At 72.8% G+C, this 26,583-nt stretch carries 28 protein-coding genes; 18 read left to right on the forward strand and 10 right to left on the reverse strand.

The genetic code is table 11. The annotated features are described in order from the left end of the window. Nucleotides 1-28 precede the first annotated feature (28 nt). Nucleotides 29-943, reverse strand: coding sequence for a M56 family metallopeptidase (locus OG335_RS35895; protein ID WP_405009702.1), 915 nt, complete (start codon nt 941-943; stop codon nt 29-31). Next, nucleotides 940-1,311, reverse strand: a complete 372-nt coding sequence (locus OG335_RS35900; protein ID WP_405009701.1) for a BlaI/MecI/CopY family transcriptional regulator — start codon at nt 1,309-1,311, stop codon at nt 940-942. Before OG335_RS35900 ends, OG335_RS35895 begins: the two co-directional genes overlap by 4 nt. 362 nt (nt 1,312-1,673) lie before the next feature. On the opposite strand from OG335_RS35900, the gene OG335_RS35905 reads away from it, so the two are divergent. The 3 genes from OG335_RS35905 (at nt 1,674) to OG335_RS35915 (ending at nt 4,102) form a co-directional block, all read left to right on the forward strand. After that, the gene (locus OG335_RS35905; RefSeq protein ID WP_405009700.1) at nt 1,674-2,042 is read left to right on the forward strand and encodes a BlaI/MecI/CopY family transcriptional regulator; all 369 of its coding nucleotides are present in this window, start codon (nt 1,674-1,676) and stop codon (nt 2,040-2,042) included. Then, on the forward strand, nt 2,039-2,923 hold the full coding sequence (locus OG335_RS35910; protein WP_405009699.1) for a M56 family metallopeptidase: 885 nt from the start codon (nt 2,039-2,041) through the stop codon (nt 2,921-2,923). Before OG335_RS35905 ends, OG335_RS35910 begins: the two co-directional genes overlap by 4 nt. Before the next feature lie 123 nt (nt 2,924-3,046). Beyond that, on the forward strand, nt 3,047-4,102 hold the full coding sequence (locus tag OG335_RS35915; protein ID WP_405009698.1) for an NlpC/P60 family protein: 1,056 nt from the start codon (nt 3,047-3,049) through the stop codon (nt 4,100-4,102). Between the two features lie 69 nt (nt 4,103-4,171). On the opposite strand, the gene OG335_RS35920 is transcribed toward OG335_RS35915, so the two are convergent. Further along, nucleotides 4,172-4,303: a hypothetical protein gene (locus tag OG335_RS35920; protein ID WP_405009697.1), complete on the reverse strand. Its 132-nt coding sequence runs from the start codon at nt 4,301-4,303 to the stop codon at nt 4,172-4,174. Nucleotides 4,304-4,521: 218 nt separating this feature from the next. Here OG335_RS35920 and OG335_RS35925 point away from each other — a divergent pair, with 218 nt between their 5' ends. The 5 genes from OG335_RS35925 (at nt 4,522) to OG335_RS35945 (ending at nt 9,239) form a co-directional block, all read left to right on the forward strand. Next, a complete protein-coding gene (locus tag OG335_RS35925) occupies nt 4,522-4,989 on the forward strand; it encodes a hypothetical protein (protein WP_405009696.1) in 468 nt (155 codons plus the stop codon). 88 nt (nt 4,990-5,077) lie between these two features. After that, nucleotides 5,078-6,004: a hypothetical protein gene (locus OG335_RS35930; protein WP_405009695.1), complete on the forward strand. Its 927-nt coding sequence runs from the start codon at nt 5,078-5,080 to the stop codon at nt 6,002-6,004. Between the two features lie 904 nt (nt 6,005-6,908). Beyond that, nucleotides 6,909-7,697 carry a hypothetical protein gene (locus OG335_RS35935; protein ID WP_405009694.1) on the forward strand — a complete coding sequence of 263 codons (789 nt, stop codon included), beginning with the start codon at nt 6,909-6,911 and terminating at the stop codon, nt 7,695-7,697. A 139-nt stretch (nt 7,698-7,836) separates the two neighbouring features. Then, on the forward strand, nt 7,837-8,304 hold the full coding sequence (locus OG335_RS35940) for a DUF4396 domain-containing protein (RefSeq protein WP_405015306.1): 468 nt from the start codon (nt 7,837-7,839) through the stop codon (nt 8,302-8,304). Between the two features lie 512 nt (nt 8,305-8,816). Next, on the forward strand, nt 8,817-9,239 hold the full coding sequence (locus OG335_RS35945; protein WP_405009693.1) for a hypothetical protein: 423 nt from the start codon (nt 8,817-8,819) through the stop codon (nt 9,237-9,239). A gap of 149 nt (nt 9,240-9,388) precedes the next feature. Here OG335_RS35945 and OG335_RS35950 read toward each other — a convergent pair whose 3' ends face one another. Both OG335_RS35950 and OG335_RS35955 read right to left on the reverse strand, forming a co-directional pair. Then, nucleotides 9,389-10,159 carry a crotonase/enoyl-CoA hydratase family protein gene (locus tag OG335_RS35950; RefSeq protein ID WP_405009692.1) on the reverse strand — a complete coding sequence of 257 codons (771 nt, stop codon included), beginning with the start codon at nt 10,157-10,159 and terminating at the stop codon, nt 9,389-9,391. Nucleotides 10,160-10,175: 16 nt separating this feature from the next. Further along, the gene (locus tag OG335_RS35955; protein ID WP_405009691.1) at nt 10,176-11,198 is read right to left on the reverse strand and encodes a cytochrome P450; all 1,023 of its coding nucleotides are present in this window, start codon (nt 11,196-11,198) and stop codon (nt 10,176-10,178) included. 468 nt (nt 11,199-11,666) lie between these two features. On the opposite strand from OG335_RS35955, the gene OG335_RS35960 reads away from it, so the two are divergent. After that, a complete protein-coding gene (locus tag OG335_RS35960; protein ID WP_405009690.1) occupies nt 11,667-12,017 on the forward strand; it encodes a calmodulin in 351 nt (116 codons plus the stop codon). A 508-nt stretch (nt 12,018-12,525) separates the two neighbouring features. Here OG335_RS35960 and OG335_RS35965 read toward each other — a convergent pair. Further along, the gene (locus OG335_RS35965) at nt 12,526-13,092 is read right to left on the reverse strand and encodes a TetR/AcrR family transcriptional regulator (RefSeq protein ID WP_405009689.1); all 567 of its coding nucleotides are present in this window, start codon (nt 13,090-13,092) and stop codon (nt 12,526-12,528) included. Nucleotides 13,093-13,402: 310 nt separating this feature from the next. On the opposite strand from OG335_RS35965, the gene OG335_RS35970 reads away from it, so the two are divergent. The 6 genes from OG335_RS35970 to OG335_RS35995 all read left to right on the forward strand — a co-directional run bounded on the left by OG335_RS35970 (nt 13,403) and on the right by OG335_RS35995 (nt 19,389). Continuing rightward, nucleotides 13,403-13,930 (forward strand): ATP-binding protein, encoded by a 528-nt coding sequence (locus OG335_RS35970; RefSeq protein WP_405009688.1) that lies wholly within the window; start codon nt 13,403-13,405, stop codon nt 13,928-13,930. 98 nt (nt 13,931-14,028) lie between these two features. Further along, entirely contained in the window at nt 14,029-15,708 is a 1,680-nt protein-coding gene (locus OG335_RS35975; RefSeq protein ID WP_405009687.1) for a CocE/NonD family hydrolase, read from the forward strand. 103 nt (nt 15,709-15,811) lie between these two features. After that, nucleotides 15,812-16,762: an ABC transporter permease gene (locus tag OG335_RS35980; protein ID WP_405009686.1), complete on the forward strand. Its 951-nt coding sequence runs from the start codon at nt 15,812-15,814 to the stop codon at nt 16,760-16,762. Further along, complete coding sequence (locus OG335_RS35985) at nt 16,759-17,616, forward strand: ABC transporter permease (RefSeq protein ID WP_405009685.1); 858 nt, start codon at nt 16,759-16,761, stop codon at nt 17,614-17,616. Before OG335_RS35980 ends, OG335_RS35985 begins: the two co-directional genes overlap by 4 nt. Further along, a complete protein-coding gene (locus OG335_RS35990) occupies nt 17,613-18,608 on the forward strand; it encodes an ABC transporter ATP-binding protein (RefSeq protein ID WP_405009684.1) in 996 nt (331 codons plus the stop codon). Before OG335_RS35985 ends, OG335_RS35990 begins: the two co-directional genes overlap by 4 nt. Beyond that, the gene (locus OG335_RS35995) at nt 18,601-19,389 is read left to right on the forward strand and encodes an ABC transporter ATP-binding protein (RefSeq protein WP_405009683.1); all 789 of its coding nucleotides are present in this window, start codon (nt 18,601-18,603) and stop codon (nt 19,387-19,389) included. The genes OG335_RS35990 and OG335_RS35995 overlap by 8 nt, the downstream gene beginning before the upstream one ends. Before the next feature lie 249 nt (nt 19,390-19,638). On the opposite strand, the gene OG335_RS36000 is transcribed toward OG335_RS35995, so the two are convergent. From OG335_RS36000 to OG335_RS36010, 3 genes are all read right to left on the reverse strand, one after another. Further along, a complete protein-coding gene (locus tag OG335_RS36000; RefSeq protein WP_405009682.1) occupies nt 19,639-21,240 on the reverse strand; it encodes a sodium:solute symporter family transporter in 1,602 nt (533 codons plus the stop codon). Next, complete coding sequence (locus OG335_RS36005; RefSeq protein WP_405009681.1) at nt 21,237-21,587, reverse strand: hypothetical protein; 351 nt, start codon at nt 21,585-21,587, stop codon at nt 21,237-21,239. The genes OG335_RS36000 and OG335_RS36005 overlap by 4 nt, the downstream gene beginning before the upstream one ends. Before the next feature lie 150 nt (nt 21,588-21,737). Continuing rightward, nucleotides 21,738-23,384, reverse strand: a complete 1,647-nt coding sequence (locus tag OG335_RS36010) for an ABC transporter substrate-binding protein (protein WP_405009680.1) — start codon at nt 23,382-23,384, stop codon at nt 21,738-21,740. Nucleotides 23,385-23,628: 244 nt separating this feature from the next. Between OG335_RS36010 and OG335_RS36015 the strand changes: the two genes are divergently transcribed. Beyond that, nucleotides 23,629-24,090, forward strand: coding sequence for a DUF3237 domain-containing protein (locus OG335_RS36015; protein WP_405009679.1), 462 nt, complete (start codon nt 23,629-23,631; stop codon nt 24,088-24,090). Between the two features lie 57 nt (nt 24,091-24,147). On the opposite strand, the gene OG335_RS36020 is transcribed toward OG335_RS36015, so the two are convergent. Then, entirely contained in the window at nt 24,148-24,561 is a 414-nt protein-coding gene (locus OG335_RS36020; RefSeq protein WP_405009678.1) for a MarR family winged helix-turn-helix transcriptional regulator, read from the reverse strand. A gap of 216 nt (nt 24,562-24,777) precedes the next feature. Here OG335_RS36020 and OG335_RS36025 point away from each other — a divergent pair, with 216 nt between their 5' ends. Both OG335_RS36025 and OG335_RS36030 read left to right on the forward strand, forming a co-directional pair. After that, nucleotides 24,778-25,689: an SDR family oxidoreductase gene (locus OG335_RS36025; RefSeq protein ID WP_405009677.1), complete on the forward strand. Its 912-nt coding sequence runs from the start codon at nt 24,778-24,780 to the stop codon at nt 25,687-25,689. Nucleotide 25,690: 1 nt separating this feature from the next. Then, complete coding sequence (locus OG335_RS36030) at nt 25,691-26,578, forward strand: amidohydrolase family protein (protein ID WP_405009676.1); 888 nt, start codon at nt 25,691-25,693, stop codon at nt 26,576-26,578. Nucleotides 26,579-26,583 lie beyond the last annotated feature (5 nt).

Genomic DNA, 26,583 nt, shown 5'->3' on the forward strand with positions numbered 1-26,583 from the left:
GCCCTCCGTCCGGACCGGACCGAAACCCTCAGCCGATCACGGGCCCGCACGAGATGAAGTACGGGAGTGCGGCCGCCACTGCGCCGAGCAGCAGGATGGCGAAGCACGTGATCGGACGGAGGGGCGCACTCGGGCGCAGCAGACGCCTCAGACGGGTCAGCACGGCCGAACCGCCGGCCCCGAGCGCGGCCTTCGGGGTGCTGCCCGCGGCGACCTCGCACATCGCGTCCGCCAGCGCCCGTGCACATGCGCTGCGCAGGGCGCGGTCGTCGCAGACCATTTCCAGGAGCTCAGCTGTGCTCTCCCGCGCGGCGCGGGCCAGTGGGACCACGGGGTAGGCCCGAGCGAACGCTTCGGAGGCTGCCGACAGCAGGTGGTGGCGGCCCGTCAGGTGGGCACGTTCATGGGCCAGGATCGCCTGCACCTGTGCGGGGGACAGGCATCGTACCGCCCCACTGGTCAGGACGACTCTGCTCGGTCGCCCCGGCAGGCAGTACGCGGCCGGTGTGTCGTGGTCGACGATGACGGCCCCCAGGGCGGGTTCCGTCCGGCCGACCAGGTCCAGCAGCTCTGTGTGGCGGCGCCTGCGGCGGGCCGCGGAGGCGGTGACCTGGATGAACCAGGCGGCGGGCCATACCGCGGTGAGAGCGATCGGTATCAGGAGCCCGACGCCCTCCGCGGAGAGGCCATCGGCGGTGGTCCTCTCCGGTGCACCGCTGATCCACTGCTCCGCCGAGCCGAGCAGTCCGTGCAGGTGCCGGCCCGGAGCGATCGCGTGGTACCAGGCGAGCGCGAAGCAGACGACGAACGAGACCGTCAGCGCCTGCCAGAGCGCGATCGCCGTACCGGGTGCGCGCAACGGCCACTTCGCCCGGGCGAGGAACCGGGGGACGACGAACCCGACGAGCACTGCGTACGTGACGAGGACGATGGAGGCGATCACTGCGGCTCGGCTCGGTCCGTGAGCGATCGCAGAGCCTGCCTCAGTGCCTCCTGCTCATCGGGGCTGATCCGCTCGACGAAGTGGGCAAGGGCGCTGGAGCGGTCGGAACTCGAGCCCAGGGCGTCCTCCATGAGCGCCGCGGTGTAGGACTCCCGGCTCCGCGTCGGCTCGTAGAGCCATGCCCGGCCTGTCTTCTCACGACGCAGCATTCCCTTGCCGTGGAGGATGTCGGCCACGGTCATCACCGTGGTGTAGGCCAGAGTCCGCTGCCTGTTGAGGTCGTCCACAATCTCGCGAACGGTCGCCGACCGGCCCCAGGACCACAACCGGTCCATGATCTGGGCCTCCAGGTCCCCCAGCTTCCGCACGCTGCAGCCTCGTTTCCGCCTCGACCCGTTGCCTCGACCCGTTGTCTCGACCCATCGTAGGCGGCTCGTGCGATGGCGAGTACGGCGCCTGCGCAGGGCTTCCGGTCGCGGACGACGGATCGAGGCGATCCGGATTTCGGGCATGCGGTCCTCGGTGGTGGACAGGGGACGTGAAGCCGGCCACATCGGATCGGGTGCGATCCATTGGTGGGGTGGGGCGGCAGCCTCCGGTGGCCGCCCCACCGGCTGCCACCGGCCGCTACTCGCCGGCCGGGGCGCGGACGGCGGGTTGGCTCGGGCGCTCCCACCTGGCACGCTGTGCTGCGATGGCGTGAGGGTGTCGTGAAGGTCGGGGTGGAGCGGTGCGCGGGTTCGGTCAGCTGGAGGCTGAGATCATGGACCGGTTGTGGTCATGGGCCAGGCCTGCGACGGTCCGTGAGATCGTCGACGATCTGAACCTGGTGCGGCCGGTGGCGTACACGACGGTCAACACGGTGGCCGACATCCTGTTCCGCAAGGGCTTCCTGTGCCGGACGAAGGAGGGGCGGGCGTGGGTGTATGCCCCGGTGCGCTCCAGGGAGGCCTACACCGCCGAGGTGATGCGCGAGGTGCTGGGCGAGGCGCCGGACGCACGGGCGGCGCTGGCGCTCTTCGTCGGCGGCATGGATCCGCAGCAGGCAGCCGCGCTGCGTGAGGTGCTGGACGGCCCGGGCGCGGGAGGGGCCCGGTGAGCGCGCTCGCTCTCCTCGCCGCACTGACCGCGGCCGCGGGCTGGTGGGTGCCCGGCCGCCTGGCGCGGGCCGCCTGGACGGTGCGCGCGCCGGGCGCGGCGATCGCCCTGTGGTGCGCCCTGATGGCGTTCTGCGCGATGGCGGTGGCGATGGGCCTGCATCGGCTCTCGGCCGGGCACGACCGCTCGGCGGGGCTGCTCGGCTGGATCACCGGCCGCCACGGGCGCGTCGCCGAGGGCCTGGCCGGGCATGTGGAGGCCGTGGTCCTGGCGGCGGCCGTGTTCGGTGCCGCCGGGACGGTCGTCGCGGCGGGCTGGGTGAAGGCCGCACGCGCCCGCAGACGGCACCGGGAGCTTCTCGACCTCGTCGCCCGCCCGGGCGCGGGCGGCACCCTCGTGGTCGACGACTCGAGGGCCGCCGCCTGGTGCCTGCCCGGCCGGGGCGGGCGCGTCGTGCTCACCCGCGGCGCCGACGAGCAGCTGACCGCCGGCCAGCGCAGGGCGGTCCTCGCCCATGAGCGGGCGCACCTGGCCGGCCGTCACCACCTGGTGCTCGCGTCCGTCGCGGCGCTGGGCCGGGCGCTGGACCGGCTGCCGCTGGCCCGCCTGGCGGCGCAGCGGGTTCCGGTGCTGTGCGAGATGGCGGCCGACGACGCCGCGGTGCGGGTGGCGGGCCGCGGAGCGGTGGCGCAGGCGCTGTGCCGGGTCGCCGGAGGCGCCGCTCCGGCGGGGGCGCTGGCAGCCGGCGCCCACGGGGTGGTCGAGCGGCTGCGCCGCCTGACGGCGGTTCAGCCGGCCCTGTCGGTTCCTGCCCGGGTCGTCTGCTGGGGCGTGGTGCTGGTGCTGCCGGTGGTGCCGGTGCTGGTGGCGTGCGGGCCCTGACGGTGCGGGCCTCGGAGCGGGGGCGGCTTGCCACACCCCCACCCCTGTCTACTAAGTTACTTAGCGGACATGTGGGTGGCGGTTGCCGCCGCACTGTAGCAACCTGCCCGCGCCGCGGACCGGGTGCACGACAGCGAGGAAGTGACCGCACCGATGGGGAACCGACGCAAGCCCGCCCCGCCCAGCCGCGCGCGCATAGCGATCGTGACCACGGCCGCTGCGGGATCCGCCCTGTTCGCTTCCGCAGGCGGGGCGCACGCCGAGCCGAAGCCGGACCTGGCCACCGTCAAGGCGCAGGTCGACGGCCTCAACGAGGAGGCCGAGGCCTCCACGGAGAAGTACAACAAGTTCAAGGAGAGCAGCGAGCGCCTGCGCAAGGAGGCCGCGCAGCTGCAGGACCAGGTCGTAGCCGCACAGGAGAAGATGAGCGGCCTCAAGGAGCGCCTGTCGGCGGTGGCCGCCGACCAGTACCGCACCGGGAACGTCGATCCCACCATCGCCCTCATGCTGTCCGCCGACCCCGACAGCTACCTGTCGCGCGCCTCCGCCCAGGACTTCGCCGCCAGCTCCCAAAGCGACCTGCTGCGCCTGATGCAGTCTCAGCAGCGGCGCCTGGATCAGAAGCGCAGTGAGGCGACGGCGGCCCTGGCGGGCCTGGATGCGGCCGAGAAGGCGCTGGCGGCGGAGAAGAAGCAGGTGCAGGCCAAGCTCGGCGAGGCGAGTGCGCTGCTGGCGAAGCTGTCGGCCGCCGACCAGGCGAAGGTCAATGCGCAGGACGGCACGGGTCGATCCTCGCGCTCCTCGGCGCGTGAGACCTACAACGGCCCGGCGACCGGCGCGGCTGCGGCTGCTTTGAAGTTCGCCTATGCGCAGCTCGGCAAGCCCTACGAGTGGGGTGCCACCGGCCCGAGCACCTTCGACTGCTCAGGTCTGACGGGGGCCGCCTGGCGGGCCGGCGGGGTGTCCCTGCCCCGGGTGTCCCAGGACCAGTGGAACGCCGGCCAGCGGGTGTCGAAGGCGAACCTGCAACCAGGCGACCTGGTGTTCTTCTACTCGGATCTGCACCACGTCGGGATCTACATCGGTGGCGGCAAGATGATCCACGCCCCGCGCACCGGCAAGAACGTCGAGATCACCCCCATCGAGTACATGCCTTATGTGGGAGCCGTGCGCCCCTGATGCCGCCCGGCGGCATCGGCGTCCGTCCGCGGGGAGCATCCCGCCCTGCCTGGGCCGGCTGCCTTGCGGTCAGGACCGCATCAGGCGGGCGATGGCGGCGGAGGCTTCGGCGACCTTGGCCTGGGCGTCGTCGTCGCCGCCTCGGCTGATGGCTTCGGTGACGCAGCAGGCGAGGTGTTCGTCGGCACTGTCGGTGCTCAAGCCCGAGGGCACTCCCCGCCACGGCCGGCTCACGCCTGCCCGCCGCCTGCTGCCCTCGCCCTGGCCACAGGCCCGTCCGCGTCCCGATGCCGCGGGTATCCGCCCCGAGGACGCTCTCGGTGGCGGCTGCGTGCGTCTGATACCTGGTGGGGGTATGGTCGTGCCGCGGCGGTCTCGGTCGGGTGCCGCCGGCCAATGAGGGAAATGGGAGTACCGCGGTGAACACGGCCACTGGCGAGCGACGGCCTGCGGGCCTGCTGCTGTCGGTGTGTGCGCTGCTGCTGGGCCTGTTCCTCATGCACGGAGCCCCTTCCTCCGCCGCAGGCTGCCACGGCACCGCAGCGGAGCGCACGGCGGGCGAGCCGGCTCCGGCCGCGATGGCCCATGCCGGCCGCCTGGACCACACGGAGGGCGGCGTCGCTGCCCAAGCGGCGGCGGACACCGCCGACGACGTGGCGGCCCGGCCGGGCTTCGTCGGCATGGCAGGCGGCGAACTGTGCGTCTCCACCCCGGCCCACGGCCGTTCGACCCCGACGCCGCCTACGCTGCTCGCCGTCCTCGGTCTGGATGTCCTGGTCGGCCGGGCCGTCCTGCGGGCCCCGGCGGGCCGGGGATTCCCGCGACGGCGCGGTCCGCCGCGGGCCGGCCGCGCCGTTCTCACACAGGTGTGTATCTCCCGGACGTGACAGGACCCGCCCGCCCCCGGCCCACTGCGGGGCGGGATCCGTGTCCTGAGCGCTCCGCGCGCCCTACGCGCCCACTGAAAGACCTGAGATGCCTTCTTCTTCGCGTACCTCGCTGCGTCGTATCCTGACCGCCGCCGCCACCGCAGCGGCCCTCGGGGCGGCCCTGACCGCGTGCGGATCATCCGGCGTGGGCCACGACATGGCCGGCATGAACCATGGCGGAGCCACTTCGGCCACCGCGTCTGCCGAGGCGTCGCACTCGATGCCGGGAATGGGCCACGAGATGCCCGGGACGGAAGGCGGCAACGGCCTGTCCGACAGCCAGGCCGGCTACCGCCTTACCGCCCGGGACGCCACCGTGCCCGCCGGCTCGGCGGCCGACCACCGGTTCGCCATCACCGGCCCCGACGGCAGGGCGGTCACCGACTTCGCCGTCGACCAGACCAAGCAGATGCACTTCTACGCCATCCGATCCGACCTGACCGGCTTCCAGCACCTGCACCCGACCATGGCCGCCGACGGCACCTGGAGCGCCCCCCTGGCCGCGCTGACCCCCGGCACCTGGCGTACCTACGCCTCCTTCACCCCCAGCGGCGGCGACGGCAAGCGCAACGCCCTGGTCCTCTCCCGCACCGTGACCGTGGCCGGCGCCACCACCGGCGCCGCTCTGCCCCCGGCCTCGGCCACCGCGCAGGCCGACGGCTACACCGTCACCGTCACCGGCGACCTCGTGGCGGGCATGGCCCACGGCATGACCGTCGGCATCGCCAAGGACGGCAAGCCGGTCACCGACCTCCAGCCCTACCTCGACACCTACGCCCACCTCACCGCCTTCCACGAGGGCGACATGGCCTTCGCCCACCTCCACCCGGAGACCACTGCGAACGGCGACCACGGCGGACCCGACCTGTCCTTCCACGCCGAGTTCGCCCAGTCCGGCAACTGGCGGCTGTTCCTGCAGTTCCAGACCGCCGGACAGCTCCACACCGCCGCCCTGACCCTCAAGGTCGCCTGACCCCGGCACCCGGGGGGGGCGCAGCCCACCGGCTGCGCCCCCCGGGGCCCGGCACGTAGCACGACCGCACCGGCACCCGGCCGGTTCTCACCGGGAAGGCCTGGGTTTCCGGACACCCTCAGCACGTTCGGTCCGCCGGATCGATGACCCGGGAAATCGCCAGGGCGTCGGTCCCGGGCTTCCCCCTGGGGAGGGAGAGCGCCGCCGAAGGCGGCCCAGGGGCCACGCACGGCTCAGCTAGGATCGCGTGCGTGCCAGATCCCTCCCCGCGCCTGCGACAGGTTGCCGCCTTGCCGGCCATCGCACGCGCACGGGAACGGCTCCCGCTCCTGCTGGTCCTCCTGGCCGCGATGGCCGTCCTGTTGTCCCACGCACTGGACAGCCAGCACCCCGCCGCGCACCCCACGGCAGCCCATACGACCGCACTCCAGCCCGGCCCAACCGATCACGAAGGCCCCGGTCGCGCGGAGCACGGCCACACCACTCACCCCGCCACCGGGAAGCCGGCGCCGACAACAGCTCAGCCCCCCGGGCACGACGACGGCCCCGGGCACGACCACGGCACGCACAACTGCCGGACCGGTCACGTCCCGCAGCCCCCGTCCCTCCACGCCCCTGCCCCGGTCACGGACACCGTGCTGCCCACGGCGAGCACGTGCGGCCACCGCCCCGCGCCCGCCGAGGCAGATCCGGCCCACATCCTCGACCCGGCACGAAGCCAGGTCCTACGGGTCTAGGCGTACCCGCGCACCACGGCCCGCCTGCCCGGCCAAGCCGCAGGCACACTGCCGCCGTCCTCCGTTCCCGGACGCTGCGACCCGCACCGTGATGCGCAGCCGCCCCCGCCCGCCGCGCGCAGCGCGCCGGGCACCCACCCGTACCTGCGCACACCAGAGGTCTGCCCATGAGCACCGCCACTCCCGACGTCACCGACCAGGACGCCCCACCGACCGCGCCCCGACCGGACGGCCGGGCACGGGCCCGCCACTCGCGCCGAGCCCGGCGCGAGCCTTCGCTGCTGGGCCGCTACCTCGGCTATGTCGGCTACTTCGTCGGCGCCGGCCTGCTCAGCGGCGCGATCGTCCACCACCCACTCGACCCCGCCCGCTACAACCTCATCGCCGCCGCCGGCGCCGCCCTCTTCCTCACCGCCGCCCTCGCCACCGAACTCCAGCAAGGCCGACCCACCACAGCACGCCTGACCACCGTGCTCGGCACCTCCCTTGCTCTGTCCTTCGGCATCGGCATGCTCAGCGGCGGAATGCAGCACTTCGAGGACTTCCCCGACCGCGCCGCCGCCCTCATTCCCGCAGGCTTGCTGCTCTCCTTCCTCGCCTACACCCTCAAGGAGGCCCGAAAGCCCTGGCGCCGCATCCTCGGCCCGGTCGGCCTGACCATCCTCCTCATCGCCGCCGGCGGGTACGTGGGCCTGCGGCAGGTGGCCGCCGGCATGTCCGTTCCCGCCGGCGGCCACCACCACGGCACCACCGAGGACGGCCACCAGGAACAGGAGGACGAAGGGGCGGCTCACGACCACGAGGACACCGGCAGCACGCCCACCGCGCCCGCCACCGGCCAGCAGACGGCACCGGCCCCCGGCCCCTCGACCGCTCCCGGCACCCCCGCTGCGCCGGCCACCGCCCGCGCCACGCCAACCGTTCCGCCGCACGGCAGTCCCGGCCACCACCACTGACCGCCACTGCCGGCTGGATACCCCCTAGGGGTATATGATTTTGATGTGCCATACCTGGAGGGGGCACGCTGGACGGGAATGGGGATGACCGACCGTGGACCACGCCGCTCACCAGGCCAAGGCAACTCACGACCACTCGATGCACCGCGAGGGCGGCGCGACCGCTCCAGCTGGAGCCTCGTGGGCAACCGCCGCGAAGGCGGCCCTGCACTGCCTCACCGGATGCGCCATCGGCGAGATCCTTGGCATGATCATCGGAACCGCGCTGACCTGGAACAACGTGCAGACCATGATCCTGGCCATCGCGCTGGCCTTCCTCTTCGGCTATTCCTTCACCCTCTACGCCGTCCGCCGGGCAGGCCTGGACTGGGCGAGTGCGATCAAGGTGGCGCTGGCCGCGGACACCGTCTCCATCGCCGTCATGGAGCTCGTCGACAACGGGATCATCGCCCTGGTGCCCGGCGCGATGGACGCCCAGCTTTCCGACGGGCTCTTCTGGTCGAGCCTGCTGGGCGGGTTCGCCGTCGCCTTCCTGCTCACCACCCCTGTCAACAAGTGGATGATCGGCCGCGGAAAGGGCCACGCCGTCGTCCACGCCCACCACTGACAGCGAACCGCATTCAGTCTGGGTTTTCTCAGGTCATGAGGGTGTGGACTGCGGTGATCAGGCGGCTGATGTGGTTGGTCGAGCATCGGGCCTTGCGGAAGATCTTCCGTGCCTTCAGCCGGGCGAAGGCGCGTCCCGGACCCGCTCGCGGGCCGGGCGCGGCCATGGCATGCCGTCGGACGGTTCTCGGCACGGTGTCGTAGAGCCAGCTCCAATAACCGGCTTGGATCAAGATGGTCCGCGCGAGCCCGGCGGTGTGGTGACCGTCCTCTCCGGGTCATCCCGTCTCGATGCTGGCCGTACTTCGGCAACCGACAAGGGGCCGAGTGCTGAGGCATGGGCCGGTCTTTGCGGCGGCACCGTCCGGGCGGTGCCGCCGTCACGCACGGATCTTCGGACCCGCACGGTGCCCGTGGGGGAGCTCGGCGGAGGCCGTCGCGGCGCTGGACGCGGCGCGGACCGGGGACGTCGTCCAGGTCGCCGCCGGCAGCTTCGCGGGAAGCGTCGACCTGGTGGCCGACGTCGAGGGTTACTACACCACCACGGCCGGCGACAACGCCGTCGGTGCGGGCTTCGTCCAGCCGACCGTGCCGACCCAGGTCCTGGACACCCGCAACGGTACCGGCGCCGCCAAGGCCCGACTCGTGGGCGGCTCGAAGCTCGTCGTCAGGGTGGCGGGCACCCACGGCGTCCCGGTCGGCGCGAGGTCCGTGCTGGTCAACCTGACCGGCGTCGAACCGACCAACGGCACCTGGCTGGCCGCCTACCCGGCGGGTACGGCCCGTCCGGGCGTCTCCAACCTCAACCTCGACAAGGGCACCGTCCGCCCGGTCCTGGCTCTGGTGCCCGTCGGGGCCGACGGCTCCATCGAGATCTACAACGCCTTCGGCAGCGTCGATGTCGTCGCTGCCGTCCAGGGCTACTACCTGGGCTGACGCGGTTGACCCGCCCCGCCGCCCCGCCGAACCGGTCCCGCGGGCGTCGAAGCGAGGCGTCGCCTCAGTTGACCCGGTCCGTCGGCGACGGATCTGGGCGGCACCGGTTCCGGGTGATCCGCCACGCACGGCCAGGCCGCTCCGCGCGCCTATCCGTGCCAGGCCGGTAGGCGTTTCTCGGTGAACGCGTGGGCGCCTTCGGTGGCGTCGACGGTGGTGAAGACGGGGGTGCTGAAGGGGTCCTGGACGGTGTAGGCGGCGTGGTCGTCGAGGCCGCGGGTGTTCTGGACGATCTGCTTCGTGAGGTGGACGGCGTCGCGGGAGTGGGCTTGGACGCGGCCCGCCAGGGTGAGGGCCGCGTCGAGGGCCCCGCCTTCGGGGGTGAGCCGGTTGACGAGTCCGTGGCGGGCTGCGTCCGGTGCCGGGAGCGGGGCTGCGGTCAGGAGCATCTCCATGGCCAGGTGGTAGGGGAGGCGGCCGGGGAGGCGGATGGCGCCGCCCTCGGCGGCGATCAGCCCGCGGGCGACCTCGGGCAGGGCGAAGAACGCGGTGTCGGCGGCGGTGATCAGATCGCAGGACAGGGCGAGTTCGAAGCCGCCGGCCACCGCCGCGCCCTCGATCGCGGCGATCAGCGGTTTGCGGATGCGGGCGCGGGTCAGCCCGGCCAGGCCGCGGTCGGCGACGAGCGGGACGCCTTCGGCGGGGAACGCCTTGAGGTCCATGCCGGAGCAGAAGTGGCCGTCTGCTCCGGTCAGGATGCCGACGTCCAGGGCGGGGTCGGCATCCAGACGGGTCAGCGCCGTGTCCACGGCTTGGGCCAGGGCGCGGTTGACGGCGTTGCGGACCCGGGGCCGGTTCAAGGTGATGAGCAGGACGCCGGGGCGGGGCTCGGTCACCATCACGGGGTCTTGGGTGTCCATCCGGTTCTCCTGGTGGTCAGTTGCGCACGACGGGCAGAGCGGCCAGCCCGCGCATCACCCGGGTCGGCCGCCAGGGCAGCTCGTCGGCAGGCTTCGCCAGCTGGACGGGACCCAGGCGTCGCAGCAGCAGGGGCAGCGCGGTGCTGCCTTCGAGGCGGGCCAGAGCGGCACCGATGCAGAAGTGGGGTCCGTAGCCGAAGGCAAGGTGGTCGTTGGGTGTTCGGCCCAGATCGAGCCGGTCCGCGCCGGGGAAGTGCGCCTCGTCGCGGTTGGCGGAGCCGATCAGGAGGCTGACGATGTCGCCTTCCTCGATCTGCTGCCCGTGGAGGGCGATCGGTTCCGCCGCGCAGCGGAACGTCGCGTCCCGCACCGGGGAGTCGTAGCGCAGCAGTTCCTCGACCGCGGAGGCGACCAGCCCGGGACCGGTGTCGGGGCCGGTGAGCCGGGCGGCCTGGGCGGGACAGTGGAGCAGGGCCAGGGTGCCGTTGCCGACGAGGTTCATGGTGGTGTCGTGTCCCACCAGGAGCAGCAGGTAGGCGGTGGAGCGGAGTTCCTCCTCGCTCATGGCGCCGTTCTCGTCGCTGGCGCGTACGAGGGCGCCCAGCAGGTCCACCGTGCTGCTCTCGTTCGCGCTGCGCTTGTCGGCGACGAGCGTGTCCAGCAGGGCGTGCAGGTCGTGTTCCTGTCGGCTCGGGTCGAGGTCTGCTGCCGGGGCGATGGTGGCCATGAGGGTGGCGCGGGTCGCCGGGGTGTCCAGTCCGTCGGGTACGCCCAGGATGGCGCAGATCATCCGGAAGGTCAGCGGCGCGGCGAAGTCCGCGATCACGTCGACGTGGACGTGGTGCTCGATCCGGTCCAGCAACCGGTTCGCGGTATCGGTGATGAGGGGTTCCAGCTGCGCGATCCGGCGGGGCACGAACGCCGTGTTCACCAGGGTCCGCAGGCGGGTGTGGTCCGGGGGGTCGGCGTGGACCAGGTGCCGGTTCAGCCCGGTCGGCCCCGGGACGTAGCCGGGGACCCGGCCCGGGTCCTTGCTCAACCGGCGATCGGTCAGCAACGCGCGGACGTCGGTGTATCGGGAGACCTGCCATACGGTGGGCCGACCGGCCCTGCGGTCCGCGTGCACGGGCGCATACCGACGCAGCCACGCGAAGTAGGGATACGGATCCTGCACCCGCGCGGCCAGCAGCTCAGCCGGCGCAGACGGGACAACGGGAACAGGCACGGAAGCTCCGGACTCGGGGCCGACACAAACACCGCGCCAACGACCGCTGACACCCGAAGGGTGCGGGAACCGCCGCATTCCGGGCAACCGGACGGCCAGGACTACCCCGATGGACCAGTTCAGGGTCCTCTGTCGCGAGATCCTGACCGTTTGCCAGGTGAGTTTGACCGCCCGGCTCACCGGCGACCGGGCACTTACCGTCACCTTCTGCATGCTTGGCGTCATGATGGTCCGGTGTGCTCGAACCCGGCACCCCCGTCGACTTTGATGAAGGGCACCTCCGTGGCAACCGCTCGTTTCGCGTTCCAGACGCCGCCCGGCCAGGGCAAGGAGTTCATCTTCGAACTGACCAGTGACGCCCTGATCGCCCACGCCCGCAAGGTCCTGAGCGGTGAGGAGACCCTCAAGACCCACGTCCAGGGCAGGATTGTGAAGAAGAAGGCGTCCTACAACCCGGACTTCAGCTTCTACCTCGACCCGGCCACCATCAGCTTCTTCGACGTGGGGAGCGAGTTCTGCGACTCCAGGGCGGAGTATGCCGAGGACCACTTCGATGAGATCGCCGGACCTTTCCTTCCCGGCGGCCACTGGTGCCCGTGGGCGTCAGGGCTGACCCGCGAGGTCAAAGCCTGACCCGGAGGCGGCGAAGCCCCCGGCTGCTGCAGGAGGAGCGCAGGGGGCTTCGTCATGCCCCGGGAGTCGGAAACCTGCGGCCCCCGGAACCGTCGCACTCACCTGGCAAACGGTCGAGATCACCTGCCCAAGGACACTCGGTCAGTCCTGCCGGAAGTGGATCTGACGGTACCGCAGGGACCTGGAAGACCGGTGATCATGGGTTCCCCTGACCGGCGCCCGCTGTGGCAGCCCTTCTCCGGGCCCGCCATCGACACCCCCGTCCAGCCGTCCAGCCGTCCCGCGGGGCCCGGCTGCTCGCCGTCGGCTCGGCAGGTGATCGGCAGGTGAGGCGGAAGGCCCCGGCGTCAGCGGCTCGGAACAGGCGGCGGGCGAGGGCGCTGTCGTGGTGGTGGACGGCCACCCGCCGGCCCGGGGGCGTGGACGGGCCGTGGCCGGCCCCGGCGACCACCGGGGCCGCCGTTCGCCGGAAGTGTCACCCCGGAAGTGTCGCCGGAGGCTCCGGGGCTCAGTCGGCGAGGAGGGCGTCCACGACGGCCTTGCCGACGCGGGCGACCCGGTCGGCCGTCCAGTAGGCGGGCTCCTCCATCGAGGAGACGTAGTAGCCGCGGGTCAGGAGCGACAGCACGTCGGCGGCGAGGGCCGCGTCGGGCACCCCGGCGGCGATGGAGGCGTCGAGGAACTCCTGGCGCGAGTCGCGGGGTTCCTGACGGTCGACCCCGGCCGGGTCGACGTGCGCGGCGGAGAGCATCTCGACCCACAGCGTGCGCAGGAGCAGGTCGTCGGGCTCGGTGCTGAGGTGCCACTCCACGGTGGCGCGCAGTCGGTCCGCGCCGGTGCGGTCGCCGACGTGGGACTCCAGGTCGGCGCGCCACTGGGACTCCGCCGCGCGGACGGCGTTGAGGATCAGGGCCGTCCGGGTGGGCACGTAGTTGGTGACCATGGCCGTGGAACCGCCGAGCTCCTTGGCGACGGCGCGGATGGTGATCGCGCGCGCACCGTCACGGGCGGCGACCGTGAGGGTCGCCCGGGCGATTGCCTTGCGGCGCTGGACTTCGTCGACGTCGATCGGCATGGAGGAAACCTAGCTCAGAGGGGGGTTGACGCAGAACACCGCGAAATGCAACATTGTTATATCACGACGTTTTCTCAATGTCCTCCAGCCGGGCCGGCGAGGTGCCTGCCGAATGGATCCCGCGCCGGCTCCGACCCGGCCGCGTCGTGGCCGTGACCGGAGGTCCGGCGCGGTGACCTCGTACGTCGCCGCGCCGCGCCGGATGCCGGCCGGCCCGTGAAGCGCCATCCGAACCACCGACCCGTGTCCTCCGTCGGCGCCGCGACCTGTCGTGCGGCCCGGCGGTCGACGACCCGGGAGGAGAATTCCGATGTTCTGCCCGCCCCGCACCGCCGCGCCTGTCCGAACCCGCTGCCACCGCCGTGCCGGAGAGTGCCGGGCCGCGGTCCTCCGCCTCCCCGCGACCCCCCGGGCCGCGCGCCTCGCGCGCTCCCGCTGCACCCGGCTGCTGGCGGTGTGGGGCGTGCCGGCCGACGACGCGATCGTCGTCCTCGCCGAGTTGGTGGCCAACGCGGCGGAGCACGGAGGGAGTGAGATGGTCGTGCGCCTCCATCGCTGCGGCGACCGCCTGGAGATCGAGGTCGTCGACAGCGGGGCCTCCCGGTCGCTCCCCGATGTTCCCGGGGCCGGTGCGGTGGGTGACCTGGAGGGGCTCAGGGGGAGGGGTCTGCCGATGGTGTCCGCACTGTCCGAGCGGTTCCTCCTCCGCCGGGAGGCGGACGGCTCCACCCGTGCGCTCGCGCTCGTCCGGGTGGACGGCCGGGTCGCGGCCGTGCGTCCCCCCGACCTCCGCGGATCCTTTGCGGTGGCGTGCGGGCTCCAGGCGTCGCCGGCGTGAACCCCGCCGCCCGAACGGGGGTTGACGCTGGTCCGTACGTAATGCAACGCTGTTGTATCACAGTGTTTTTCAAGCGATTCGCTCCCATGGAGGGCCGCATGAGCCTTGCCGTCCAGCGCGTCACCCCGCAGCCCGTCCCACCGCACGCCCAGCAGCACATGGTGCGCATGCGCGACGGAGTGCTGCTGGCCACCGACGTGTACGCCGCCCGCCGGCCCGAACCGGTGCCGGTGCCGACCGTCCTGGCCCGCCTGCCCTACGACAAGAACAGCCGCTACGTCTTCTTCGACCGGATCGCGGAGCGGTTCACCGCCCGCGGCTACGCCGTGGTCGTCCAGGACGTCCGCGGCAAGTTCCGCTCCCAGGGCCGGACCCTCGGCTGGACCGGCGAGGTGGACGACGGGTACGACACCATCGAATGGATCACCCACCAGCCCTGGTCCAACGGGATCGTCGGCATGTTCGGCGACTCGTACTACGGGTTCACCCAGTGGTCGGCCGTCTCCAGCGAGCACCCCGCCCTCCGCGCCATCGTCCCCCGGGTGACCTGCACCAGCAACGGCCCCGGCATCGCCAGCTACGACACCGGATCCGGTCCGCAGCCGCTGTGGCTGGAGGGCGCCACCTACCAGGCGCAGGTCTGGATCGACAACGACATCCACGAGTTCGACGTCGACCTCGGCACCCGCCCGATCGCCGCGGCCTACGAGGAGGCGTTCGCCGCGATCGGCAAGCGCTCGGCCGGCTTCGACCTCATCGCCGCGGGCATCCCCCTGGCCCCCTACAACGGCCCGCACCCCTACGACGCCCGGCCCGTGCCGGTGCTGCACTGCGTGGGCTGGTTCGACAACCTCGGCATCGCCCACATGCGCGACTACACCGAACTCGCCCGGCGCCCCGGATGGTCGGCCGTGCAGTACCTCGTCGCCGACACGATCGACCACGAGAACTACTTCCTGGAGAACGCCCCGGTACCGCCGGAGGACGACCACCTGGTCCACGACGCCGCCCTCGACCGCATGATCGACGCCTACACCGGCCCGGCCGCCGACTTCTTCGACGTCTTCCTCAAGGGCACCGCCCGGCCCGAAACGCTTCCCCGTGTCCGGTGGAAGCTCGGCCACGTCGGCTGGCGCACCGCGGCCACCTGGCCGCTGCCGGAGGCGGTGGAGACCGAACTGCACCTCGCCGACCCGGACGCCGCGACCGGCCCCGCCCCCGGCGGCACGCTCACCGCCCGTCCCCCCCGCGCGACGGAGGCGGTGGACTGGCGCTACGACCCGGACGACCTCGTACCGTCCGCCGCCGCCGACACCTTCCTGCAGCTGCGCGACCACGCCGACGAACGCCGCACCCTCGACCGGGACGACGTCCTCGCCTTCACCACCGCCGCCGCGGACACCCCCCTCGACCTCGCCGGTCCCGTCCACGCCGTGCTGCACGTGGAGAGCACGGCCCCCACCTTCGACGTGTTCGTCCGCCTCCTCGACCTCGCACCGGACGGCACGGCACGGCTGATCGTGCGCGGCTGCGCCCAGGCCGACCGGCCCGGCGAGGTCGGGATCGCCCTGGGCCACACCGGGTACCGGGTGCGCCCCGGCCACCGCCTCGCGCTGATGGTCGCCTCCAGCGACTTCCCGAACCACCTCCCCAACTCCGGTACGCCGGAGAACCCGTGGCTCACGACGACCCCCAAGGCGAGCCGGCAGAAGCTCCGCACCGGCCCCGCCCACCCCTCCCGTCTGCGCCTGACCGTCCTGCCCGAAAGCGGCGAATAGCCCCTGCCCTTGGAGGGCCCATGCCCCCTCTGCGAGTCGTCCCCCACACGCCGGCGCCCCGCCGCCGGAGCGCACCGCGCGGCGGTCCGGGAGGCGGTCCCCGATGACGCTCCGGTACGTCGCCACCCGCCTGGGCATGCTCGTCGTGACCGTGCTCGTCTCCAGCCTGGCCATCCACGGCGCCATGTTCCTCACCCCCGGCGACCCCGCCACCCTCCTCGTCGGCGGCAGCCGCAACCCCGACCCCGCAGTGCTGGCGCAGATCCACCGCGAGTACCACCTCGACGACCCGTTCCTCCAGGGCTACTGGCACTGGCTGAGCGGCTGCCTGCGCGGCGACTTCGGCACGTCCCTCGTCTACCGCGACTCCGTCGCCGACCTCGTCGGCGCCCGCGTCGGCGACACCCTCGCCCTGGTCGGCTACGCCTCCGTGCTCGTCCTGGCCGCGGGCATCGTCATCGGCACCGTCGCCGCGCTGCGCGGCGGCCGGACGGAGACGCTGGCCACCACCGTCACGGCGGGGGCGATGGCGGTGCCGACCTTCGTCCTGGCCGTCCTGCTCATCTGGCTGTTCGCCGTCCGGCTCCCGTGGTTCCCCGTGTACGGCTCGGGCGACGGCTTCACCGGCACCCTCTCCCACCTGACGCTGCCGGCCGTCGCGCTGGCGATGACCTGGATCGGCTACGTGGCCCAGGTGACCCGCACCGCCGTCCGCGCGGAGATGCGCGCGGAGCACGTGGAGACCGCGCGCAGCCGCGGGATCCCCGAGTGGACGGTGATCAGGAGGCACGTCCTCCACAACGCCTCCGGCCCCGTGTTCGCCGTCTCCGGGGTCGCCGTCGCCGGTCTCATCGCCACCGCCGCCGTCGCCGAGCAGGCGTTCGGGACCGGAGGGCTGGGAGCCCTCATGATCGAGGCCGCGTCGAAGCAGGACATGGCCGTGGTCCAGGCCGTCTCGCTGATCTTCGTGGTCGTGTTCGTCGTCCTCAACACCGCCGTCGACCTGGCCGGCGCCGCGCTCGACCCCCGAGCCGCACAGAAGGGGTCCGGATGACCGCCGCCCTGTCCACCCGTACCGCCGCCGAGCCGAGGGCCGTCGTCCCGCGCGACCGTCTGACGACCGGCGCCGGCTGCGTGGTCGTCCTGTTCGTCCTGCTGGCCGTGTTCGGCCCGCTGATCGCCCCGCACGACCCGAACGCCGTCGACCCCTTCGGCGTCAACGCGGGGCCGTCCGCCGCCCACCTCCTCGGGACGGACGACACCGGCCGCGACCTCCTGTCACGCCTGATCAGCGGCACCCGGGCCAGCCTCGCCGCCCCCACGGTGGTGGTCGTCGTCTCGACGTCGCTCGGCACCCTCCTCGCGCTGGCCGCCGCCTGGTCCGGCGGATGGCTCGACCGGGTCGTCTCCGGGGCCCTGGACATCGTGTTCGGCTTCCCCGGGCTGATCATGGCCGTCCTCGCCGCCGCCGTCTTCGGCGCCGGGCTCACCGCGCCGATCGCCGCCCTGTCGATCGCCTACCTGCCCCTCATCACCCGCGTCGTGCGGTCCGCCGCCCTCAGGGAACGCCACCTGCCGTACGTGTCGGCACTCCAGCTCCTCGGCGCCCCGACCGCCCGCATCTGGCTGCGGCACCTGCTGCCGAACCTGCTGCCCCTCGTCCTCGTCCAGGCCACCATCGGCTTCGGCTACGCGCTGCTCGACGTCGCCGCGATCTCCTTCCTCGGCCTCGGCAGTCAGCCCCCGGCCCCGGAATGGGGGCTGATGGTGTCCAACGGGGCACCCTCGATCCTCGCCGGCCAGCCGCAGCAGTCGCTCTACGCCGGCCTCGCCATCCTCGTCGTCGTCGTCGCGTTCAACCTGCTCGGCACAGGACTGTCGCGCCGCCTGCTCGGAGAGAACGCATGAGCCCCGCACCCCTGCTCGAGATCAGAGCGCTCAGGATCGACCTGCTGCTCGACGGCGCCGTCCGGACCGTCGTCCACCGTGCCGACCTGAGCATCCCCGAGGGAACGGCCCTCGCGCTGGTCGGCGAATCGGGATCGGGCAAGTCCCTGACCGCCCGGTCCGTCATGCGCCTGCTGCCCGGGGCGGCCCGGATCCACGGCGACCTGCTGTTCGCGGGGGAGTCCGTCCCCTTGATGACACCCGAACGCCTGCGCGAGTTCCGTGCGTCCGACGTGGCCATGGTCTTCCAGGACCCGAGAGCGCACGTCAACCCGGCGCGCAGCATCGGCGACTTCCTGATCGAGGGCCTGACCGCCGGTCGCCGCGTCCCGGCCGCCGAAGCGGTCGCCAGGGTCACCCGGATCCTGCGGGAGGTCGGCATCGCGGACGCCGAACGGCGCATGCGCCAACGCCCCCACGAACTCTCCGGGGGCCTGCTCCAACGCGTCATGATCGCCGCCGCGCTCGCCGCCGAACCGCGTCTGCTGCTCGCCGACGAGCCGACCACGGCACTCGACGTCACCACCCAGGAGGAGGTGATGGCCATCATCTCCGAGGCCCGCGAAGCCCACGGACTCGCCATGCTGTTCATCACCCACGACCTCGAACTGGCGGCCGCCGTGTGCGACCGGGTCGCCGTCATGTACGCGGGCACCACCGTGGAGAACCTCCCCGCCGACCGGTTGCGCGGCCGCGCCGCACACCCCTACACCCGGGCCCTGCTCGCCTCCCGCCCCTCGGTCGACGACGCCGGCGCCGTGCTGCGCGCCATCGACGGCAGACCGCTCTCCGGCTTCGAGGCGCCCGGCGGATGCGCGTTCGGCGACCGGTGTCCCCGCGTCCAGGATCTCTGCCGCAGCGACCGGCCACGCCCGACCCCGGCCGGCGACGGCACGGCGTCCTGCCACTTCCCGCACACGGTCTCGCCCGAGGAGGCAGGCAGCCATGCTTGACGTCCGCAACCTGCGCAAGGAGTACGGCGACTTCGTCGCCGTCGACGACGTGGCCTTCTCGCTTCCGGAGCGGGGCTCGCTGGCGATCGTCGGCGAATCCGGCTCGGGCAAGACCACCACCGCCCGCATGGTCGCCGGGCTGGAGATCCCCACCGGCGGACACGTCGCCGTCGCCGGCCGGGAGCGCCGGCCGGGTCGGCCGGGCTCGCGGGAGCGGCGGGCCCGGGGCCGGCAGATCCAGATGGTCTTCCAGGATCCGTACTCCTCCCTCGACCGGCGGCAGCGCGTCGGCGACGCCGTCGCCGAGGCCGTCCGGCTGCACCGGCGGCTCCCCGCCGACGGCCTCCGGGCCCGGGTGGCCGAGCTGCTGGACATGGTCGGCCTGGACGACCGTCAGGCGCGCGCCCTGCCCAGGGCGCTGTCGGGCGGACAGCGCCAGCGCGCGGCGATAGCCCGGGCGCTGGCGGCCGAGCCGCAGGTGCTGATCCTCGACGAGGCGATCGCGGCCCTGGACGTGTCCATCCAGGCGCAGATCCTGGGCCTGCTGGCGCGCATCCGGGCGGAGACCGGGACGGCGCTGCTGTTCATCACCCACGACCTCGGAGCCGTTCGGCACGTCAGCGACGACGTCCTGGTGATGCAGGCGGGCCGGGTCGTCGAACGCGGTCCGGTCGCCGCCGTCCTCGACGACCCGCAGGACCCGTACACGCAGCGCCTCATCGCCTCCATCCCGAAGCCGGGCTGGAAGCCGCGGAGGAGGGGTGGCCCGGCCGCCGCCTGAGGTCCGGTACGACGACCGGACCACGAGGACGTCCGCCCCGGCTCCGGGGCGGACGTCCTCGGCGTTGGTGCGGTCGGGCGTTGGTGCGGTCGGGCGGTCGGGCGGGCGCCGGGTCCGGGCCGCGGCGCGGACCGGCGGGAGGCGGCCCTGCGGCGGCCACCCCGGGGGCCACGGAAGCGCTGCCCGGCCGCGGTGGGCGGGCAGCGCTGAGGGGCGGAGCCGGCGCGGGGTGCTCGGGCCGCGCGCCGGCTACGCGGTGCCGATCAGCGCCACGGTCACGGCCTCGGTGTCCGCGGCGCGCTCGGCCGGCGTGGGCGGCCGGAGGCGGCTGCCGGCCCAGCCGAGGAGGAAGCCGAGGGGCACGGTCGCCACGGCGATGTTCTGCAGCGGGAACCAGTGGAAGTCGACGCCCGGGAGGAGCGAGTACGGCTGCCCCGAGACGGTCGGCCCGAAGACCTGCAGCAGGACGCAGCAGGCCAGCGAGCCGTAGAGGGTCCACAGCATCCCCAGCCGGGAGAAGCCGGGCCAGAAGAGCGTGTAGACCAGGGCCGGCAGGATCACCGACGCCGCGGCGGCGGCGGCGAACGACGCCAGGAAGAGGACGCTCCATCCGCGCAGCAGGACGGCCAGGAGCACGGCGACCGCCCCCAGCGCGACGATGGCCCACTGGGCCACGGTGAGTTCCTGCTTGTCGGTGGCCCTCCCGCGGCGCAGGGCCCCGGCGTGGACGTCGTGGGACAGGGCCGCGGCGCCGGCGAGGGCGAGCCCGGCCACCGAGGCGAGGGCGGTCACGAAGACGGCACAGGCGACGGCCGTGAACAGGATCCGGCCGCCGGTCCCCTGATCGAGGGCGTCGGTGAGCAGGAGCAGCGCCGAATTGCCCTGCGGGTCGTCCGTGGCGATCGCGTGCACCCCCACGATCGCGGCGGCGGCCAGGCCGAGCAGGACGACCGTGCTGTAGAAGAGGCCGACCATGACGGCCGCGTAGCCCGAGGCGCGGCGCGCGGCGCGGCCGTCCACGGACGCGCCGACGCGCATGAGGAGGGGCGGCACCACGGCGGAGCCGAGGGACACGGTGAGGCAGAGCGAGAACCGTTCCAGTGAGCCCGTCGCGGTGGTGCCGAAGAGCAGGCCGGGGGCGTGGAAGACGGCGGCGCCGCCCGATCCGATCGCGGCGCGTTCCATCAGCGCACCGGGGTCCCAGTCCAGCGTGCCGGCGGAGGCGAGGGCCGCTGCGACGACGACGCCGAAGACGAGCAGCGCCTTGCCGGTCTGGATCATGCTGGTGCCGCGCATGCCGCCGAACGCCGCGAAGGTGATGACCAGCAGGCCGCTCAGCACCGTGCAGACCAGGGCGGCCCCGGGCGTCCGCGTGCCGAGGAGGTACGCGATGGCCTCGCCGGCGACCGTGAGCTGGACGACGGTCAGCGGTACGCACACCGCCACCGTCGTCACCGCGCCCGCGATCCGGGCCGCCCGCCCGGTCGTGCGGGTGGCCAGGACCGAGCCGAGGGTGAAGCGTCCGGTGTTGCGCAGCGGTTCGGCCAGGACGAGCAGGAGGACCATGGACGCGCTTGCGCTGGCGGCGGTCGCCATGCCGTCGTACCCGGTGAGGGCGACCGTGCCGATCGGGCTGAGCAGGGCGGTCGCGGGAATGTAGTCGCCGCACAGCGCGAGGGAGTTGCGCAGCGCGGGCAGGGAGCGCTCCGCGGTGTAGAAGTCGGCGGTGGTGTCGTTGCCCACGCCGGCGATCAGGCAGAGCAGGAAGCAGAGGCAGATGACGACGAGGAAGGTGGTCAGCGGAGTGACCAGGGCGGAGTCACCGCCGGCGAGGAGGGTCGGGGTGGTCACGGCCGGACCCGGCCGGTGCCGTGACCGTACGCGGCTCTCGCCAGCGCGTCGGCGTGCGGGTCGCAGCGGGTGCGGCAGGCGCGGTCGTACCAGAGCGCGGAGGCCGGCACGGTGGCCGCCTGGAGGCTGAGGAGCAGCATTCCGAGGGTGTACCCGCCCGGCAGCGGGGTCGCGAGCCGGCTGCCCGCCGTGGAGGCGAGCAGGGACACCGCGAGGCCGACGGCGGCGTTGACCGCCAGCAGCCGTCGTCGCAGGCGGCGCGAGGTGAGACGCAGGAGCTCACGGGCGGGATGGCCGCCGGGGCCGGATCGAGGTGGTTCGTGCAGGACGCGTTCGAACATGGACATCGGGACGACTCCTGGGTCTCGGTGCGTGGGGGGTGCGGTGCGTGGGGGGGTGCGGTCCGCGCCTGCGGCGGAAGCCGACGCGTCGCGCCCCCGGCGGTCCTCGGGACCGCCGGGGGCGCGACGTTCACACGGGGTCGGTCGGCGGGCGGGTCACTTGCCGGTGCCGCCGAGGGCGGCGGCCCACGGCATGCCCATGTAGGCGAAGGAGGTCGGCGCGCCGCTGAGGCGCTTGTTCATGAACATCCGCTCGTGCGTGGTGGCCAGGTAGACCGCGGGGGCGGTGGGGGTGAAGAGGGCCTGGGCCTGGGCGTACGCGGTGGCGGAGGCGGAGGGGTCGGAGGCGGTGCGGGCCCGGTCGAGGAGCCGGGTCACCTCGGCGTCGTCGTAGCCGGTCCAGTTGAAGATGCCGCGGGGGGTGACCATCTCGGCGACGTACGAGGCGGGGTCCGGCATGGTGACGTAGCCGAAGGTCAGCACGAGGTCGAGGTTCTTGCGGACGGAGGGGTCGTAGAAGAGGGACGACATCTCGGTGGGCTGGAGCTGCTTGATCTCGATGTCGATGCCGATCTTCCCGGCCGCCGCCTGGATGAAGGTCATGGCCTGGAGGGACCGCTGGTCGCCGGCCGGAATGGCGGCCGTCAGGGGGCGGGAGAGCGGGCCGGCCTGCCGGACGAGGTCCTTCGCCCGTGCGGGGTCGGGCTTCGAAACGGCGGGCAGCGCCGCGTAGGCCGCGTCGAACCGGTCGGCGGCCTTGTCCCCGCTCCAGACCGGCGGGGGGACGAGCGACTTCAGGGGGGTGGCGTCGCCGCCGAAGACGTTCCTGATCAGCGCGTCGCGGTCGATGATCTGCGACAGGGCGTCGAGGCGCCGGCGGTCGGCGGCGGGGGACGCCGCGTTCGTGGGGATGAGCAGCACGTTCTGCGTCGAGGGGCCGAGGTGGATCGCACCGGAGCCCGCCCTGGCCAGTGCGGTGGCGCTGCTGGGCGGCAGCTCGTAGGTGCCGTCCACCTCGCCGGAGAGGAGTGCGCTGGTCAGCGTGTTGCTGTTGGTGAGGAACCGGAACTGGACCTGGTGCGCCTTGGGCTTCAGCGCGGCGTCCCAGTAGGAGGTGTTGCGTTCGAGGGTGATGCCGCTACCCGACTCCCAGGAGCCGAGTGTGAACGGGCCCGTGCACATGAGGCCGCCCTTGGCCGTGCCGTAGGCCGCGCCCGCCTTCTCGGTGTACGCCTTCTGGTTCACGGCGCCGAACGACGTGGAGAGCGCCTTGGGGAGCGTCTGGTCGTACGTCCTGGTGGTCAGCGTCACCTGGTTCGGCCCGGTGGCGGTGATCGACGTGACGGCGGCGAGGTAGTTCCCGTAGAGCGCCTGCGTCCTGGGGTCGCGCTGGCGCTCCAGGCTGTAGACGACGTCCTGGGGGGTCATGGGGGAGCCGTCCCAGAACGTCACGTCGGGGCGGAGGTCGAGGACGAGGGTGTGGTCGTCGGTCCAGCCGACCTTCCGGGCCAGCCCGGGGCTCAGGGAGAAGTCCGCGTTCATCCGGGTCAGGGTGTCGCAGAGGTTCGCCTCGACGGTCTGGGGCGAGTAGTCGCCGATCTTCGCGGGGTCCAGGGTGGTGGGTTCGCCGTAGGGCAGTGCCCAGGTCACCCGGTCGAGGTCGGCGTCGCCGGGGGTCGTCGTGGTGGTGAGGCGTTCGGTCCGGGGCGCGGCGTCGCCTCCGTTCGACGAGGTGGTGCAGGCGGTGACGGCCAGCAGGCTGATGCCCGTGAGCACCGTCAGCACCGACTTCTTCGCAGCCATGGCTGTGCTCCTGTCGAGAGGAGTGAGGGGGAGGGCGCTCGTGATGGGGGTGAGCGCCAGGACGACGAGACGTCGTAAACTAACGTCATATAACGCTGTTGCATGTCACGCTCGCATCTGGTGAGCTGGTGAGTCAAGAGCGAGGTGCGAGGTGGTCGCCGGTGCGGTTGCGCCGGCCCCCCGCTCCCTTCAGGCCGCCCCGCGGTGCGCGCGGCGGTCCCTTCCGAGGCATTGGAGAACCCTCATGTCCTTCACTCCGGCCCTGCGCTTCGCCTTCGAGATCCGAGCCGAGGTGGCCGGGACGCTGCACGTCGGCCACGGTGACGGCGAGGTCACCGAGTTCACCCCCATTACCGGTGGCACCGTCGACGGACCCCTGCTGCGCGGGGAGGTGCTGCCCGGCGGGGGCGACTGGAGCAGCACCCGCGGGACGGTCTGCCAGCTCGACGCGCGCTACCTGCTCCGCGCGGAGGACGGCGCCGTGATCGACATCGTCAACCGCGGCTACTACGCGCCCAGGGCCGAAAGCCCCGACCAGTTCGACGGGGACCTCCGGGTCTCCGAGGCCGGCCACTACTACCGGACGTCCCCGGTCTTCCGCACGGACGCGCCGGCCCACCGCTGGCTCGCGGAGACGGTCTTCGTCGGCCTCGCCCGGCCGGACGGCGACGACGCGGTCGTCATCCGGATGTACGCGCTCGCGTGACGTGCCGCCGCCGGTGGCCGACGGCCGGGCCGCCGGCGGCGTGCTCCGCGTCCGGGCTCAGGACAGCGAGCGCCACGCCCCGTTCAGCGCCTCCCTGAAGCGGTCGACCTCCTCGGTGGTGAGTCCGGCGACCATGCGTTCCTCCAGCTCCCGGGCCGGTCCGGCGTACGCGGCGAGCAGTTGCCGGCCCGGCTCGGCGAGCAGGACGAGGCGCTCGCGACGGTTGCCGGGGTTCGGCTCGCGGCGGATCAGGCCGCGGCCCTCCAGCGTGCGGATCATGTCCGCCATGGACTGGGCCGTGACGAAGGAGTCGCGGGCCAGCTGGGCGGCGGAGATGCCGTCGTGCTGTTCCAGCACCGTCAGTGCGGTGTACTGCAGCGCCGTGATGCCGACGGGCCTGAGCAGCTCGTCGAGTCGTGCACGCACCGCCAGTTCCGTCCTCTTGACCAGGTACAGCAGCGAGGTGCTCACGGCCGTCCTCCTGCGGTGGCGGTCGGCGCGGGTCGGTTCACGTCGTTCCCCTTCGTCGGGCGCCGCCGGTGCGGCGGCGTGGCCAAGCCTAGGCCATTGACAGGAATCCTGATGATTGGCGAGACTCTATTCATCAGGATTCCTGTCGATCCTGGTCCGTGCCGTGCTCTCGGCCACCACCACACCCACCACCCCACCCACGAGAGGTGCACCCTCATGGATCTCCAGGGCAAAGTCGCCGTCGTCACCGGCAGCGGACGCGGTCTCGGACTCGCGTACGCACAAGCCCTCGCCGCCGCCGGCGCCGCCGTCGTCGTCAACGACGTCGACCAGGACGCCGTCGACGCCGCCGTCGCCTCGATCACCTCCGCCGGCGGCCGCGCCACCGGCGCCGTCGCCGCGGTCGGCGACGGCGACGCCGCCCGGCTGCTGGTCGACACCGCCGTGCAGGAGTTCGGCAGCCTGGACGTGCTCGTCACCAACGCCGGCATCCTGCGCGACCGCGTGCTGTGGAAGATGACCGACGACGACTTCGACGCCGTCGTCCGCGTCCACCTGCGCGGCACCTTCACCTGCGCCCGCGCCGCCGCGATCCGCATGCGCGAACAGGGCACCGGCGGACGGCTCGTCCTCATCTCCTCGCCGGCCGGCCAGCGCGGCAACTTCGGCCAGACCAACTACGCCGCCGCCAAGGCCGGCATCGTCGCCATGGCCCGCACCTGGGCCCTGGAGCTCTCCCGGGCCGGCATCACCGTCAACGCCGTCGTCCCGGTCGCCGCCACCGAGATGACCAGGACCATCCCGGCCTTCGCCCCGGTCATCGAGGAGGCCGAGCGCACCGGAGACCCGCTGCCCGACTGGCTGCGCAAGGAGGAGGGCCTCGGCACCGTCGAGGACGTCGCCGCCCTGATCACCTTCCTCGCCTCCGACGACTCCGGGGACGTCACCGGCCAGGCCATCGGCATCGGCGGCGACCGCCTCGCCCTGTGGGCCCACCCCCGGGAGAAGGCCGTCGCCCTCGCCGACGGCGGCTGGACCGCCGAGGCCATCGCCGCCCGGTGGCGCGACGGCGTCGGCGCCGAGCCCGAGACCTACGGCATCCCCGCACCCAAGGCCCCGGAGGCCTGACATGGCCGACCTCGCACTCGACCTCGACCGGCTGACCGCCATCGACGTGCACACCCACGCCGAGATCTCCAAGGACGGCCACGGCGCACTGAGCCCCGAGCTGTTCGGGGCCTCCGAGAAGTACTTCAAGGCCCACGGACACCGGCAGCCGACCATCGACGAGATGGCCGACCACTACCGCGAGCGCCGCATGGCCGCCGTGGTCTTCACCGTCGACGCCGAACACGCCACCGGCCACCCGCGGATCCCCAACGAGGAGATCGCGGAGAGCTGCGCCGCCCACGCCGACGCGCTGATCCCGTTCGCCAGCATCGACCCGCACAAGGGACGTGCCGGCGTGCGGGAGGCCCGGCGCCTGGTGGAGGAGCACGGCGTCCGCGGGTTCAAGTTCCACCCGAGCATCCAGGCGTTCGCCCCGAACGACCGGCTGGCCTACCCGCTGTACGAGGCCATCGAGGAGCTGGGCGTGCCCGCGCTCTTCCACACCGGCCAGACCGGCATCGGCGCCGGCGTCCCCGGCGGGGGCGGCATCCGGCTGAAGTACTCGAACCCGATGCTCGTCGACGACGTCGCCGTCGACTTCCCGGAGCTGCGGATCATCCTGGCCCACCCGTCCTTCCCCTGGCAGGACGAGGCCCTCGCGGTGGCCACCCACAAGCCGCACGTCCACATCGACCTGTCCGGCTGGTCGCCGAAGTACTTCCCGCCGCAGCTCGTCCGCTACGCCAACACCCTCCTCAAGGACAAGGTCCTCTTCGGCTCCGACTACCCGGTCATCACCCCCGACCGGTGGCTGGCCGACTTCGCGGAGCTCGACATCAAGCCCGAGGTCCGGCCGAAGATCCTCAAGGAGAACGCCGCCCGACTGCTCGGCCTGCTCACGGACTGAAGGAG

This window comes from Kitasatospora sp. NBC_01539, assembly GCF_045040525.1.
Classification (GTDB): domain Bacteria; phylum Actinomycetota; class Actinomycetes; order Streptomycetales; family Streptomycetaceae; genus Kitasatospora.